Consider the following 14,462-nt stretch of genomic DNA (forward strand, 5'->3'; position numbering starts at 1 on the left):
ATACTTACTTTTTGCTTTTCACTTTTCCTGACCACGTACGGAATCCGCCTTGTAAATGGTAAAGTTGCGTGTAGTCCTTCTTTTTCAAGAACAGGGCCGTTCGCGCGCTTTTACCACCATTGTGATCGTATAGATAGACGGGTTTGTCAGCACGGATTTCTTTATGCCTTTGTCGCAGTTGGGTGTACGGAATGTTGCGGGCACCAAGTATATGACCTGCATCAAAATCTTTTGGTTCGCGTACATCGATCAGTTGTGCTTTCCGGTAACCTTCAATGAATTGCTCTTGCGTCAAATTCGTAACTGCTTTGCGGAGTCGAAGAGCCGTAATGATGAAATAGGCAATCATTACAACTAACAGTCCTATTAATACATACAGATTAGCATTCAAAACATCTTTCCCCTTTCTATCTCATTCTTCATTATAAAGATTAAGTGGCACATGTTCAATTGCAATGATAAAATTGAGTTCGTTATGAAGGGAAAGGCGGGGTGAAATGGATAAAGTGAAATGGAATTATATTCAGTCAGGGAAGTGTTTGCCATCCTTTAATATGGCTTTGGATGAAGCACTCCTTGACTGGCACAGCAAAGGGGAAATCGGCCCTGTTCTCCGGTTTTATGAATGGGAACCTGCAACACTCTCCATTGGTTACTTTCAAAGTGTTTCCAAAGAAATCGATATGGAAGCTGTACAGCAATACGGACTCGGTTTCGTGCGAAGACCTACAGGGGGAAGGGGTGTTCTGCATGAACAAGAGCTTACTTATAGCGTCATCGTTTCAGAAGACTATCCGGATATGCCTGAAACAGTCACGGAAGCGTATCGTGTCATTTCAGGAGGATTGTTGGAAGGCTTTCGCAATCTCGGACTGGAAGCTTCTTTTTCAGTTCCTTCAGAACAAGTGGCGGAGCAGTTGAAACGTCCGAAAAGTGGAGTGTGTTTTGACACTTCCAGTTGGTACGAACTCGTCGTTGAAGGGAAAAAAGTGGCGGGAAGTGCACAAACCCGTCAAAAAGGCGTCATTTTACAGCACGGTGCAATTTTACTTAGTTTGGACGTAGACAAACTTGTTTCGCTGTTTAAATTCGAATCAGAAGAAATAAGAGAGCAAGTGAGAAAAGGACTTCCGGAAAAAGCAGTAGCTATTGATCGCTTATCTGATCGTGATATTACTGTAGCGGAATGTTCATTAGCTTTTTCAAACGGATTCGAAAAAGCACTCGGCATTGAACTCATACCTTATGTTCTTACGACTGAACAACTCAAAGTGGTCGAAGAAATTGAAAATCGAAAGTATGCAAATGATGAATGGACATATCGAAAATGAAAAAGGAAGGCTTCCGTTTTGGAAAGCCTTCCTTTTGCGTTACAAATTCACTGTACTCATTTCACTCTCGGGAGATAAAGGAGAGGGGTTAGTTAGAACTTCCTCGCCATGTATTTCAATCTCAAGCAATTTGTTAAACGAAGCAATCGCGACTTCAACCTGATCGTCTTCGGGCTCTTTTGTCGTTAACAACTGAAGCCATAACCCTGGGTATCCTAAGAAACGTAGCACTGGAATATTTCGTACAGCATTCGTAATCTGCAGCACTTCAAACGACACTCCAAGAACAACTGGAATCAGTAAAATCCGATTTACAATACGCAACCAGAATGGATCTGTCGGCACTAGGAAGTAAATGAACATCCCGACAACAACAGTGAATAGTAAGAAACTGCTGCCGCACCGATAATGCAAGCGTGACTGTGCCTGAACGTTCTCGACAGTAAGTGGAAGATTATTTTCGTAGCAGTTAATGACTTTATGCTCCGCGCCATGATACTTAAAGACCCTCTTAATGAGAGGGGTCAAGGATATGAGGGAAACATAACTCAATAAGAGTGTCAGTTTGAAAAAAGTCTCTAAAAGAATCTGAGCAGTCTTTCCCGGGAAAATTGGATGGAAAAGCCCTGCAAGGAAAACTGGGAATAATGTGAAGACAAACTTGCCGAATAGGAAGGAGAGTACACCGACTGCAGCAACTCCTAAAATCATCGTCAACTTAGAAGAATCTTCATCTGACTTGTCCACTTCTTCACCCGGCATCACATCATAATGATCACTGGCAAAAGTTAAATGTTTTGAGCCAAGCCCTGCAGACTCGATAAGAGCTACAATTCCTCTGACTAAAGGAATCTTTTTCAACCTTTGACGAATCGGGCTACTCTCTTTCAGCACATGAAAATAATCAATTGTGCCGTCTTTACGACGTATAGCAGTTACTGTATGTCGTTTCCCTCCGAACATGACACCCTCAATGAGAGCCTGACCGCCATAGGCAGGGGATTGCTGATTCTTTTCCATGCACAGCCCACACTTTCTTTATAAAGTCTCAATGTTGTATTTTGTATAGTTGTTATTGTACAGGAAAATAAGTAATTGCTCCACCATCACGTTTAAAAACGTGAGAACCGGCGACACTTGGAGCAGGAGGGGACAGCTATGCATATACCTACACTTTTTTGGACTGCTCTAGTTGCTGCTTTACTAACGGCGCTGAGTCTGAAGTTTCTGAAAGTCTTTCATTTTGTTAAATGGTCACCACTCGGATGGTCTAAGAAATGGGATATCCTTGCTACGGAATCTCCGATTGTGAAATGGTTCGTCTTAATTATTGTTTTAGTCCTTATATTTATCGTCCTTTATAGTATTTTGCAAGTCACTTCTAAAATACCACCATCGATCACATCGATAGTACTCGCCCTGCTTTTAGTTTGTGCAGTGGAATGGACGATTTCACGACCTGATTCTATAGGATCTGCTTTTAAGTCGGTTTCAATTCCATTTCTTTGTCTCATCGCCATTATTACTAGGTTTGTCGTAGGCACTTCAGTTTATATGAAGAACGAACTTCCAAAGAAAGCGAAATAGGTTACCTCGTCTAAATGTTGTGATAAAATAAGGAGGAAAATGGCTAGGGGCTGATAAACAATGGATTTGTTGCTACTGAATGGACCTAATTTAAACAGATTAGGAAAACGGGAACCTGATGTATATGGTCATGAAACGCTTGAGGATATCGAAAGTCGTATTCTCGAGTTATGCATGGATCATAATATCGGGTTATCGTGTTTTCAATCGAACCATGAGGGTGCTTTAATTGACCGCATCCATCAGGCGGCGGACGAGGGCACAAGTGGAATCGTTTTTAATCCTGGTGCTTACACGCATTCCAGTATCGCTATTCGGGATGCCATTGCATCTGTAAACGTACCAGTCGTGGAAGTACACATTTCGAATATACATAATCGAGAGTCATTCAGGCAGAACTCTATGCTTGCCCCTGTATGTGCAGGACAGATTTCAGGATTAGGAACCGATGGCTATGAGTTGGGTGCACTTGCATTAATTCGTAAAATGGAGAGGAATTGAGATTAATGAAACTTACAAGACTAAGAGAACTACTTGCTGAAAAAGAATTGGATGCATTACTTGTCACAAGTGGCTATAATCGCCGATATATGACTGAATTTACAGGGACTGCGGGTGTAGCTATCATTTCTAAGGACGACGCAGTATTCATCACTGACTTTAGATATATGGAGCAAGCAGCTGCACAAATCAAAGATTTCCGCATTGTTCAACATGAAAGAACAATCATTGAAGAAGTCGCACAACAAGTTACTAAAATGAAGGTGAGCCGTCTAGGATTTGAAAAGGAAGATTTAACGTTTGGTATGTATGAGCTATATAAAAGCCAAATTACAGCTGAACTTATCCCGACTGCAGGTCTTGTTGAAAAACTCCGTATCATTAAGACCCCTGAAGAGTTGGAAGTTTTGAAACAAGCTGCAAAAATCGCAGATGATGCATTTACGCATATTTGCGGGTTCATCAAAGCGGGAATGACGGAACTAGAAGTATCCAACGAATTGGAGTTCTTCATGCGTAAACAAGGGGCGACTTCATCGTCATTTGATACAATAGTTGCTTCAGGTGTTCGAGGTGCGCTTCCTCATGGTGTAGCGACCGACAAAAAAATTCAATCAGGAGAACTCGTGACATTAGATTATGGTGCGTTGTATAATGGATACATCTCCGACATAACGCGAACAGTGGCTGTCGGTGAACCATCGGAAAAAATGCGGGAAGTCTATGAGATCACCCTTGCTGCACAGAAACTGGCAGTTGAAGGCATTAAACCAGGGATGACCGGCATCCAAGCAGATGCGATTGCACGGGATTACATTGCTTCAAAAGGGTATGGTGAGGCGTTCGGTCATTCTACGGGTCACGGAATTGGTCTTGAAGTTCATGAAGCTCCTGGACTGTCCTTCCGCTCTGAAACGGTGCTGGAACCGAATATGACGGTTACTGCTGAACCGGGCATTTACTTGCCTGGTATCGGAGGCGTAAGGATTGAAGACGATCTTGTTATCACAGAAAATGGTTGTGAACGATTGACTCACTGTACAAAAGAACTGCAAATTTTATAAGAGCTATTGGAGGAAACAAGATGATTTCAGTAAACGATTTTAAAACAGGTTTGACAATTGAAGTGGATGGCGATATTTGGCGTGTAATGGAATTCCAACACGTTAAACCAGGTAAAGGTGCAGCGTTTGTCCGTTCGAAATTACGTAACTTACGTTCAGGTAACGTGAACGAGAAGACGTTCCGTGCTGGAGAGAAAGTAGCTAAAGCGCAAATTGACAACAAACGCATGCAGTATCTTTATGCAAACGGTGACGATCACGTCTTCATGGATAACGAAAGTTTCGAACAGATCGAGTTGCCTACAAAACAAATTGAAGAAGAATTGAACTATTTGAAAGAAAATATGGAAGTACACGTCATTCAATACAAAGAGGAAGTTCTTGGAGTTGAAGTACCTGCAACTGTTGTACTTGAAGTAGCTGAAACTGAACCAGGTATTAAAGGCGACACTGCGAGTGGTGGTTCAAAGCCAGCGAAACTTGAAACGGGTCTTACTGTACAAGTTCCATTCTTCATTAACATTGGTGACAAACTCATTATCAATACAGAAGAAGGGGAATATGTGTCCCGCGCATAATCTCAAATATATTTGAACTATTTTATTTCTTCAATGACATAAAGTAGTTGTTTGAAGCGTCCTCATGGAGCGGAAAACAACGGTAGCAGGACATCGTTTTTAAGTAGTAAATCATTATGTCTAACCTATAAAACGCTTGCCCATTCAATTTGAATGGGCAAGCGTTTTTCATATTGTCTGAAGCGCGTGCGTATAGTGGAGCAGGAGGAGGATCGCCGGATGGAATTGAATGATTTACTGCGAATTGCCGGCATCGGACTGGTTATCGGTTGTTTGCATATTTTTTTCGAACAGACAGGTAAGAAAGAGTTCTCTTTTTTCTTATTTTTTATTGCGTATTTGTACATCTCTGTAGAAATGATCCGCTTTTTAAAGATTTTCTTTACTGAGATTTCCGAGTTTTTCCAATGGCTTTCTTTGGCAATGTAATGGCACTCCTTTTTCAATTACTCGCTGTTTTCTTGTTGCTGCTCATTATCCGTTTTGCAGTCCCACAGTTACATCCGATCTTGTATAGTGCCTTGTTTCTATTTGTTCTTGCTTATATCATGGTGAACGTTTTAATCCCATTCATTAAAAAGCTACGTGATATTTTTCACGGCGTCCCTGAGCCATACGGGCAACTTCTGTTAATCAGTGCGTTCTTGTTTTTCATTTCGGAGTCGATTACGCAACATTTGTCTGAATCAGGATATGCTTCGTTCGCAAACTTAGCTCAATTTGTAGTCAAAATTACCATCCTGTCCTTCTGGCTGCCTGAGCTTGTCAATCTCATACAGACACTCACTGCGCTCATTACGCCGTGAATGGGGGATGATAGTCATACTCGATTTCCTGCAATCAATGCTTAGTGGTTTGCTTTATAGCTTCATTGTCGTAATTATCTTTGCTCTGATGGCAACGGTATTGAATTATCTCTTCCCCTCTTTCTCGGAGTGGACAAAGCAGTTACTTTATATTGTGATCATTCTAGTAGTTTTACGTCCGGCATTTGAGCAACTCCTGCTAATCCAACAACTCATGAAGTCGATTGCCATGTTGTTTGTTACGAGTTATCCGATTTTGACTGCAGGTATGGCGATCTCTGGAAATGCACTGAGTCTACTCAACTTCCAACCTGCGTTGCTATTGTTTGCAAATGGGGCTGTGTTTTTCGCTGACAGGTTGTTGTTACCCTTAGTAACGGCTGCATTGCTGTTCGATATCGTGACTCGGTTGTATCCTCTCATTTCGTATTCAAAGCTTTCGGACATGCTGCGGACAACATTATTAGCTGTTGTATCATCAATCGTCGCTGCCTATTCAATTTTCATTACAGCTGGCGGAGCGGTTTCTTTCGGTATTTCAGAAGCAGCGAGTGAACCGTTGAAAGAATTGATTCGACAGAACATTCCGTTTGTCGGATCATTTGTGACAGACAGCATGGGTACACTTGGCCGCTATTCATCCGGAGCAGGAGTGATGGTGGGTGGCTGGCTACTAGTAACATTGTGGGGGATTGCTATTCTGCCTGTCGTGCAAACGTTACTATTAGCTTTTTTATATCGTTGGTGCGCAGCACTTATTGAGCCGTTCACTTCCTCCGAGTTATCCGACGTATTGGATGATATCGGTCGTTCTCTATTCGTGTTATGTGCTATTACATTTTTAATGATTTTTGCGTTCGTTTATACGGTTCTATTTTTTATCGTTTACGTGAAGCTTTCAATGACGTAACCGAAAAAGGGGGAATTTGAAATGACAAGTTTCTGATAGGGGTTGTCCTGATTTCAGTTCTTTCGGGGGTTTTGTCTATGATGTTACCAGAGTCCAGAAGAGAAGAATTTAGCCAATTGGCTAAACTTGCTGCTGGTATGTGGTTGCTACTGAATATCTTTTCCTTTCTTAGGTTATAGGAACAGAAAAACGCGCATACATTGTTTCATAGATGAACAGGCCCCCGGTCCTAAACAGACAGATGGAATGGTGATGTCATGCAAAAACCAACTGGGAAAATGCAAGTGATCCTATTCATAGGAATCACGGTTCTCGTATTCATCTTACTCAATCCACCCTGGAATTCAGAAGGAGCGACGTCCGGGAAGTCTAATGAAAAGGAGGGGAACACAGAAGCGGCCGCACTTGAATCCGCTTTGAAAAAGATTGATGGAGTGGGGGAGGTTTCCATATACCTTCATCCTCCAAAGGGAGCAAAAGAACAATCACCGCTTTCTGATTACTTCACAAAGTCAGCGGACTCCAACACCAAAGAAGCGACGGGTGTACTTGTTGTGGCGGAAGGAGCCGGAAAGCCGGGTCTCAAATCTGAACTCACAAGGATATTGTCTGCAGTCCTTCAAGTACCAGAACATCGAATTGTTATCGTGGAAATGACCAAAAGGGGGAACTATGATGAGAACAAATAAACGCACAGTTTGGTTTTTAACACTAATGAGCCTTGTTGCTGTCATCTCGATATACTATATTAAAGAGAAAGCACCTATGCCATTCGACGGAATCTCCATATTTTCAAGTGATATGACTGAAACGGCTGAAGTCCCTAAAAAGGGATCATCCGATAAGCAAACACCAGTGTTTGCCACTTCGTATCTATTTGAAGAAATGCGGATGGCTGTCCGTGATGAGCGTAGCAAAACATCAGAACAACTGAATGCTAAGATGACATCCCCTGATTATACAGCTGAAGAGAAAAACGAAGCATTCGACGAGATGTCTGAGCTTAATAAACGAGATTCCGCGGAAGCGTTATTAGAATTACAAATCAAGGCGCTCGGATATCCAGAAGCATTTGTCCGAACAGAGAATGGAGAAGTGAAAGTGACCGTACTTTCAACAGAAGGACATTCTAAACAATTAGCTGACGAAATCACGCAATATGTTCTAGCGAGTTGGGACGATGCGAAAAAAGTACAAGTCGATTTCACAGGGAATCAGTAATCAGTTAAAGGCCCAAAATCCGGGTCTTTTTTTCTGTTTACAGATTTTTAGAGGCGAAATGGGGGTTAACTATTTCAAAATCCGTAAAAAACGACTACTATAGAGAATGAGGGTGTAAAACAAAACTTTATGGAGTCAGGAGAATCGTTCATGCTAAAGATTCAAGAAATTAGAGAAATTATTAAACTTATCGATCAGTCTTCAATCGACAAATTTACGTATGAAGCAGATGGAGCTAAAATTAAAATCGTAAAAAGCAATACAAGCGGAACAGTTATGACACCGATTCAAGTTCAAACACCAGTACCAGATGTTCAAGATTCCACTTCAGGCGCACGTGTTGTTCAACAAGCTGCACCTGAAACAGTCGAAGCACCTAAGCAAGTGGCCACTCCGGTTGCGGAACCTGCAGCTGAAGAAAAAGTTGCTGATCCATCATTAAAGAGCATCGTATCCCCAATGGTCGGTACGTATTATAAGTCAGCATCTCCAGAATCGGCTCCATTTGTTCAAGTGGGACAAAAAGTAGGGGCTGAAGATGTTGTCTGCATCGTAGAAGCTATGAAGCTATTCAATGAGATTGAAGCAGAAGTATCTGGTGAGATTGTTGAAATTCTTGTCAAAGATGGACAGCTTGTCGAGTATGGGCAGCCTCTTTACCTTGTAAAAGAAAATTGAAGGGGGAATGGACGATGAAAAAAATTCTAATCGCAAATCGCGGTGAAATTGCAGTTCGTATTATCCGTGCATGCAAAGAACTCGATTTAGAGACAGTCGCTGTTTACTCTGAAGCCGATCGTGATGCATTGCATGTCAAAATTGCCGATGAAGCATTTTGCATCGGACCCAAACTCTCAAAAGACAGTTACCTCAACTTTTCTAATATCATAAGTGTCGCGAAAATGACCGATTGTGATGGTATCCATCCAGGATATGGTTTCCTCGCTGAAAACGCTAGCTTCGCAGAAATGTGTGAAGAAGTGAATATAGAGTTTATCGGTCCTACTTCTGATGCGATTGCACGTATGGGAACGAAAGACGTGGCACGTGAAACGATGCGTCTAGCAGGCGTTCCGATTGTGCCGGGATCTGATGGTCTGGTTGCTGATGAAGAGGAAGCGCTTTCCGTTGCACTGGAGATCGGCTTCCCTGTCATTATTAAAGCAACTGCTGGTGGCGGAGGTAAAGGAATTCGCGTAGCGCGTGACGCTGAGGAACTTAAAAAAGGGATCAAAATTACACAAAAAGAAGCTGCGGCTGCATTTGGTAACCCTGGTGTGTATCTCGAAAAGTTCATTGAAGTATTCCGTCACGTTGAAATTCAAGTATTAGCAGATAAGCATGGCAACACAGTTTACCTTGGTGAACGGGATTGTTCCATTCAGCGACGTATGCAAAAGTTAGTGGAGGAAGCACCATCTCCAGCACTTACTCCTGAATTGCGCAAGGAAATGGGACAAGCTGCTGTGAAAGCGGCAGAAGCAGTAGGGTACCAAAATGCTGGTACAGTTGAATTCATCTTCGATCATATCAACAAAAAGTTCTACTTCATGGAAATGAATACAAGAATTCAGGTAGAACATCCCGTAACTGAAATGATTACGGGAATTGACTTAATCCAGCAACAGTTGAAAGTTGCAGCTGGTGAAAAACTGCCATTCAAACAAAAAGACATCAAAATCAATGGCTGGTCAATAGAATGCCGTATAAACGCGGAGAATCCTGAGAAGAACTTCATGCCTTCTCCAGGCACAGTTGAAATGTACCTTCCACCAGGAGGTAACGGAGTGCGTGTCGATTCAGCTGTCTACCCAGGATACAAAATCCCACCGTTTTACGACTCGATGGTAGCTAAACTGATTGTTCATGCGGATACGCGTGAAGAAGCGGTAGCACGTATGAAACGTGCACTAGATGAATTCGTAGTCGAAGGGGTTAAGACAACCATTCCTTTCCACTATAATCTCATGAAAAATGAAGTATTTAAGTCAGGAGATTTTGACACGAAGTTTCTTGAAAAGTATGATGTCATGAACGCAGACTGAGGAAGGAGGCGCGCAGATATGGCTGAAAAAACGAATTCGTTTATTGAAGCAAACTCTTCTGCGAGTGAGAGCCTTGGCCGGATTGAACTCGCTCCTGAAGTCTTAGAAGTGATTATCGGAATTGCAACTTCTGAGGTACAAGGAATTGCCATGACTTCAGGAAACTTTGCAACGGGTGTTGCAGAGAGATTTGGAAAAGTTATGCATGGTAAGGGTGTAAAAACGAACTGGGTTGATAACAAACTCATTATTGACGTCTTTTGCATTGCGGAAGATGGCCAACTTATTCCAAAAGTTGCTGCAAACGTTCAGAAAAAGATTGAAGAAGCGGTATATCATATGACTTCGATTGAAGTTGGAGAAGTCAATGTACACGTAACTGGAATCCGTTCTGAAGTGAATTCGGTGACAGAATGACAAAAAGCATCATCTTCGGATGATGCTTTTGTCTATTGTGACTGTATCTTCATACAGCATTTGTGCTATGATAAAGCCTAAACGAACCAGTGACGAAGGAGACAAATTGTATGAAAAGAAGAGAAGCGAGAGAAAAAGCGGTTCAGACCCTTTTCCAGCTTGATGGAACAACACTGCCTGTAGAAGAGGCAATTAGCTATATTACTGAGGGACCGATCGATTCTTTTTATGAAATGCTTGTAAAAGGAACGCGTGAAAAACAGGAATCAATTGATGAAGTCCTAACCGGCAAACTTGAGAATTGGTCATTAGATAGACTTCCGAAAATTGAGCGAACTGTCCTGCGGCTTGCAATATTTGAGTTGCTGTATAACGAAGACGTTCCTCACAAAGTTGCTGTAAACGAAGCGATTGAACTTTGTAAAACATTCGGGGACGAAAAATCAGGACGCTTTGTTAACGGTGTGCTGTCGAAATTTGAACAACAAAGGATGTGACGCTTTTGTCAAGTGTACTCATAGATGGAAAAGCGATCGGAGCAAAGATTCGAGAAGAGATTAAAATAGACGTGGAACGGCTCATCGAAAGAGGATGTCGTCCAGGTCTTGCAGTTGTCCTCGTAGGAGAAGACCAAGCATCTCGTACATACGTGAAAAATAAGGAGAAATCCAGTACTGTAGTTGGCATGAAATCTGAAATGATCGAGATGCCCATCAGTGTGAGTCAGAAGGACTTATTAGAAACCGTTGATCGATTGAATAATGATCCAACAATCCATGGTATTCTTGTCCAATTGCCATTACCTCCTCATATCGATGAAAACAAAGTGATTCGAGCTATCTCCCCTAAAAAGGATGTGGATGGTTTTCATCCGGAGAACGTTGGGAAGATGATTATTGGACAACCTTCATACGTTTCATGCACCCCTGCAGGTATTTTGGAATTACTCGAGCATACGGGTACTGAAATATCTGGAAAGCATGCAGTTATAGTGGGGCGTAGCAATATCGTTGGCAAGCCTATGGGGCAATTGCTTCTTCAAAGAGATGCAACCGTAACCTATTGCCATTCCAAGACTGAAAACTTGGAGTCATTCACTCGTCAAGCAGATATATTAATTGTTGCAATCGGGCAAGCAAAATACATTACAGCAGACCATATCAAAGCAGGTGCTACTGTGATTGACGTAGGTATGAATCGAGATGAGAATGGGAAACTATGCGGCGATGTCGATTTCGAGAGCGTCAAAGAAAAAGCAGGTGCATTAACGCCTGTCCCCGGTGGTGTTGGTCCGATGACTGTAACCATGCTGCTGAAAAACACACTGAAGAGCGCTCAATTGACGTGCAGTAATTATATTTAAGAAGACGGCTGAGGCCGTTACATAGAATTCAACAGTGCTGTTTCTTGTTAGAGAGAGACAGCTTTTTATACGCAGGAGGGGAATTCGTTGTCAGGTAATCCATACTTAACCGTACAAGCTGTCACTAAATACATTAAGCGGAAATTTGATGCCGATCCACACTTGCGAAATGTCTACATTAAAGGTGAATTGTCCAATGTGAAAATCCACCCGAGTGGACACATTTATTTCACGTTGAAAGATGACAAAAGCAGAATACAATCGGCTATGTTTCGTGGCAATGCCTCTAGTTTGAAATTCAAACCAGAAAGTGGCATGAATGTACTGATAACAGGGGATATTAATGTATATGAAAGTAGTGGGCAATACCAGCTTTATGTTCAATCCATGGAACCCGATGGAATCGGTGCACTTTTTCTGGCCTTTGAGCAACTAAAAGAGCAATTGGGCAAGGAGGGGTTGTTCGACGTCCGATGGAAGCAACAATTGCCATGGATTCCTAAGAAAGTAGGCGTTGTCACCGCTAAATCAGGTGCTGCATTCCAAGATATCTGTTCTACAATAGGACGTAGATTTCCAATGGCTGAAATCGTATTATTTCCGGCTGTTGTTCAAGGAGAACAAGCGGTTCCTTCGATTGTTGAAGCGATAGGACTAGCAGATAAACAAGGAGACATAGATGTCCTCATTGTCGGTAGAGGCGGAGGTTCGATAGAAGATTTATGGGCTTTTAACGAAGAAGCCGTTGCTCGTGCTATTTTCTCATGTCGAATCCCCACAATCAGCGCAGTAGGTCATGAAACAGATACTACGATTGCGGATTTTGTTGCAGATCATCGTGCACCTACTCCGACTGCAGCTGCTGAACTTGCGGTTCCGGCAAAAGATGAGCTGGCTGGACGTATTTTAGATCGAAAGCGTGTCATATACCGTTTTTTAGCGACTCGCCTGACACAAGAACAAAAACGGTTGGACCGTTTAAAAAATGCTTATCCGTTCCTTTATCCGGACCGGTTATATCGACCATTTATTGAAAAACAAGTATCTTTTGAAGAGCGTCTAGCTCGTAGTCACAGTGATTTACTTTATCGAAAGTCTACTCTATATAGTCAAATAAATTCTCGATTCCAATATGTTTCGCCAGCTGTCCAACTACAGCAACTTTCAAAAGAATCGGTTAGAGCTGAAGAAAGGCTTCTAAGGGCGATGCGCCAAGCCTTGGGTGGCAAACAAGACCGTTTCTTAACAGGGATTCGTATGTTGCAAGCACTTAACCCGCTGAGCGTCATGGAACGAGGATTTACAATCGTATACAAAGAAGGCGACCTTGTAAAGAATGCTGGATCACTGACGCCGGGAGATCGTGTAGAGATCAACTTGCAGGATGGTACTGCGATTGCTGAAATCCAAACGATTGAATCCCTTAAGGAGGAATCATGAATGGAAACTGATTCGATGAAATTTGAAGAAGCGATGCTGGAGTTGGAAAAAATCGTTCAACAACTTGAAACTGGAGATGTCCAATTAGAAGATTCCATCACTTTATATAAAAAAGGGATGGAGCTTTCTACATTTTGTCAACAAAAACTGCAACATGCTGAGAAGCAACTCGTCTCAATAGTAGACAAAAATGGAGAAACAACACCGATGGACTCTTCGAAGGGAGAGGACACAAGTGAGTGAACAACTAAGTAAGTTTATGGATGAAAAGTTACCACTTTTACATAAGCATTTCTCAGAGCTTTTTGTTGGGACGAACTACCCAAAAGTCTTGCAAGAAGCGATGGCTTATTCTGTGAATGCAGGTGGAAAACGGATTCGTCCTCTTCTAGTACTCGCGGTACTACATGATTTAGATGTAACTTCTAAAGATGCAGTTCAAGTTGCGGGAGCGATTGAATTGATCCACACTTATTCTTTGATCCATGATGATCTTCCATGCATGGATGACGATGATTTTAGACGAGGGAATCCAACCAATCATATTGTTTATGGAGAAGCGACAGCCGTATTAGCTGCAGATGCCCTACAAACCCTTGCATTTGAGGAGCTTGCCTCTCTTCAGCATACGGCCCCTGCAACCATGCTTGCCATTTTGAGAGCTGTGAGTAACGCTTCAGGCGCAGCTGGAATGGTTGGTGGTCAAATTCTAGATATGCAAGGTGAAGGTAAACAACTAACCTTGACTGAGCTGGAGGAAATCCATGTCCATAAAACAGGTGCATTGCTTGCGTGTTGTATTGAATCAGGTGCGCTTCTGGCGAATGCAACAGATGCTAAAATGCAAAACCTTCGCACTTTTTCAAGGAATATTGGATTAGCTTTTCAAATCAAAGATGACATCCTAGACGTAACCGCTTCCACCGAGCAACTTGGAAAGACAGCAAACAAAGATACCGCTAGTGATAAGAGTACTTACCCTGCACTACTGGGGCTAGAAGGTGCTCAAGCAAAACTTGCAGACCACCATAAACAGGCACTAGATGCATTAGAAGGAATCGATTTAGGTAGTTCTTTGTTAGCACAAATAGCGGACTATATTATCGATCGAAACGCATAAAGCAAGGCATCTAAATGGTACTGTTTGTTTAATTGTTGATATAATAAGGAAAATGAACAGAAACAGTAGTATTAACTTA

At 42.1% G+C, this 14,462-nt stretch carries 20 protein-coding genes; 18 read left to right on the forward strand and 2 right to left on the reverse strand.

Annotated features, from left to right (window positions below; translation table 11 throughout):
- Window positions 1-4: 4 nt before the first annotated feature.
- Window positions 5-349, reverse strand: coding sequence for a rhodanese-like domain-containing protein (locus tag DVB69_RS04365; RefSeq protein WP_116017196.1), 345 nt, complete (start codon window positions 347-349; stop codon window positions 5-7).
- Window positions 350-497: 148 nt separating this feature from the next.
- Between DVB69_RS04365 and DVB69_RS04370 the strand changes: the two genes are divergently transcribed.
- Window positions 498-1,331, forward strand: coding sequence for a lipoate--protein ligase family protein (locus tag DVB69_RS04370; RefSeq protein WP_116016911.1), 834 nt, complete (start codon window positions 498-500; stop codon window positions 1,329-1,331).
- 39 nt (window positions 1,332-1,370) lie between these two features.
- Here the strand turns inward: DVB69_RS04370 and DVB69_RS04375 are convergent, their stop codons facing one another.
- Entirely contained in the window at window positions 1,371-2,351 is a 981-nt protein-coding gene (locus DVB69_RS04375) for a DUF1385 domain-containing protein (protein ID WP_116016913.1), read from the reverse strand.
- A 138-nt stretch (window positions 2,352-2,489) separates the two neighbouring features.
- On the opposite strand from DVB69_RS04375, the gene DVB69_RS04380 reads away from it, so the two are divergent.
- The 17 genes from DVB69_RS04380 (at window position 2,490) to DVB69_RS04460 (ending at window position 14,383) form a co-directional block, all read left to right on the forward strand.
- Complete coding sequence (locus DVB69_RS04380) at window positions 2,490-2,918, forward strand: hypothetical protein (protein ID WP_116016915.1); 429 nt, start codon at window positions 2,490-2,492, stop codon at window positions 2,916-2,918.
- Window positions 2,919-2,978: 60 nt separating this feature from the next.
- Entirely contained in the window at window positions 2,979-3,419 is a 441-nt protein-coding gene (gene aroQ, locus DVB69_RS04385; RefSeq protein WP_116016917.1) for a type II 3-dehydroquinate dehydratase, read from the forward strand.
- Window positions 3,420-3,424: 5 nt separating this feature from the next.
- Complete coding sequence (locus tag DVB69_RS04390; protein WP_116016919.1) at window positions 3,425-4,483, forward strand: M24 family metallopeptidase; 1,059 nt, start codon at window positions 3,425-3,427, stop codon at window positions 4,481-4,483.
- 20 nt (window positions 4,484-4,503) lie between these two features.
- Window positions 4,504-5,061: an elongation factor P gene (gene efp / locus DVB69_RS04395; RefSeq protein WP_116016921.1), complete on the forward strand. Its 558-nt coding sequence runs from the start codon at window positions 4,504-4,506 to the stop codon at window positions 5,059-5,061.
- A 219-nt stretch (window positions 5,062-5,280) separates the two neighbouring features.
- Window positions 5,281-5,490, forward strand: a complete 210-nt coding sequence (locus DVB69_RS04400; RefSeq protein WP_116016923.1) for an HAD family hydrolase — start codon at window positions 5,281-5,283, stop codon at window positions 5,488-5,490.
- The gene (locus tag DVB69_RS04405) at window positions 5,469-5,867 is read left to right on the forward strand and encodes a SpoIIIAC/SpoIIIAD family protein (RefSeq protein ID WP_116016925.1); all 399 of its coding nucleotides are present in this window, start codon (window positions 5,469-5,471) and stop codon (window positions 5,865-5,867) included. The genes DVB69_RS04400 and DVB69_RS04405 overlap by 22 nt, the downstream gene beginning before the upstream one ends.
- Before the next feature lie 7 nt (window positions 5,868-5,874).
- On the forward strand, window positions 5,875-6,777 hold the full coding sequence (locus tag DVB69_RS04410; RefSeq protein WP_116016927.1) for a stage III sporulation protein AE: 903 nt from the start codon (window positions 5,875-5,877) through the stop codon (window positions 6,775-6,777).
- A gap of 257 nt (window positions 6,778-7,034) precedes the next feature.
- Window positions 7,035-7,466 carry a hypothetical protein gene (locus DVB69_RS04415; RefSeq protein WP_116016929.1) on the forward strand — a complete coding sequence of 144 codons (432 nt, stop codon included), beginning with the start codon at window positions 7,035-7,037 and terminating at the stop codon, window positions 7,464-7,466.
- Window positions 7,453-7,998, forward strand: a complete 546-nt coding sequence (locus tag DVB69_RS04420) for a SpoIIIAH-like family protein (RefSeq protein ID WP_116016931.1) — start codon at window positions 7,453-7,455, stop codon at window positions 7,996-7,998. The genes DVB69_RS04415 and DVB69_RS04420 overlap by 14 nt, the downstream gene beginning before the upstream one ends.
- A gap of 150 nt (window positions 7,999-8,148) precedes the next feature.
- Window positions 8,149-8,676, forward strand: coding sequence for an acetyl-CoA carboxylase biotin carboxyl carrier protein (gene accB, locus DVB69_RS04425; RefSeq protein WP_116016933.1), 528 nt, complete (start codon window positions 8,149-8,151; stop codon window positions 8,674-8,676).
- A 14-nt stretch (window positions 8,677-8,690) separates the two neighbouring features.
- Window positions 8,691-10,043 (forward strand): acetyl-CoA carboxylase biotin carboxylase subunit, encoded by a 1,353-nt coding sequence (gene accC, locus DVB69_RS04430; protein ID WP_116016935.1) that lies wholly within the window; start codon window positions 8,691-8,693, stop codon window positions 10,041-10,043.
- 18 nt (window positions 10,044-10,061) lie between these two features.
- Window positions 10,062-10,460 (forward strand): Asp23/Gls24 family envelope stress response protein, encoded by a 399-nt coding sequence (locus DVB69_RS04435; protein ID WP_116016937.1) that lies wholly within the window; start codon window positions 10,062-10,064, stop codon window positions 10,458-10,460.
- Window positions 10,461-10,570: 110 nt separating this feature from the next.
- Entirely contained in the window at window positions 10,571-10,957 is a 387-nt protein-coding gene (gene nusB / locus DVB69_RS04440; RefSeq protein ID WP_116016939.1) for a transcription antitermination factor NusB, read from the forward strand.
- A 5-nt stretch (window positions 10,958-10,962) separates the two neighbouring features.
- Entirely contained in the window at window positions 10,963-11,823 is an 861-nt protein-coding gene (gene folD, locus DVB69_RS04445; RefSeq protein WP_116016941.1) for a bifunctional methylenetetrahydrofolate dehydrogenase/methenyltetrahydrofolate cyclohydrolase FolD, read from the forward strand.
- A gap of 87 nt (window positions 11,824-11,910) precedes the next feature.
- A complete protein-coding gene (gene xseA / locus DVB69_RS04450) occupies window positions 11,911-13,263 on the forward strand; it encodes an exodeoxyribonuclease VII large subunit (protein ID WP_116016943.1) in 1,353 nt (450 codons plus the stop codon).
- Window positions 13,264-13,506 (forward strand): exodeoxyribonuclease VII small subunit, encoded by a 243-nt coding sequence (locus DVB69_RS04455; RefSeq protein ID WP_116016945.1) that lies wholly within the window; start codon window positions 13,264-13,266, stop codon window positions 13,504-13,506. It begins immediately after the preceding gene.
- Window positions 13,499-14,383, forward strand: a complete 885-nt coding sequence (locus DVB69_RS04460; protein ID WP_233505314.1) for a polyprenyl synthetase family protein — start codon at window positions 13,499-13,501, stop codon at window positions 14,381-14,383. Before DVB69_RS04455 ends, DVB69_RS04460 begins: the two co-directional genes overlap by 8 nt.
- The last annotated feature ends 79 nt before the right edge of the window (window positions 14,384-14,462 follow it).

Source organism: Sporosarcina sp. BI001-red (genome assembly GCF_003384035.1).
In the GTDB taxonomy this organism is placed as follows: Bacteria; Bacillota; Bacilli; order Bacillales_A; family Planococcaceae; genus Sporosarcina.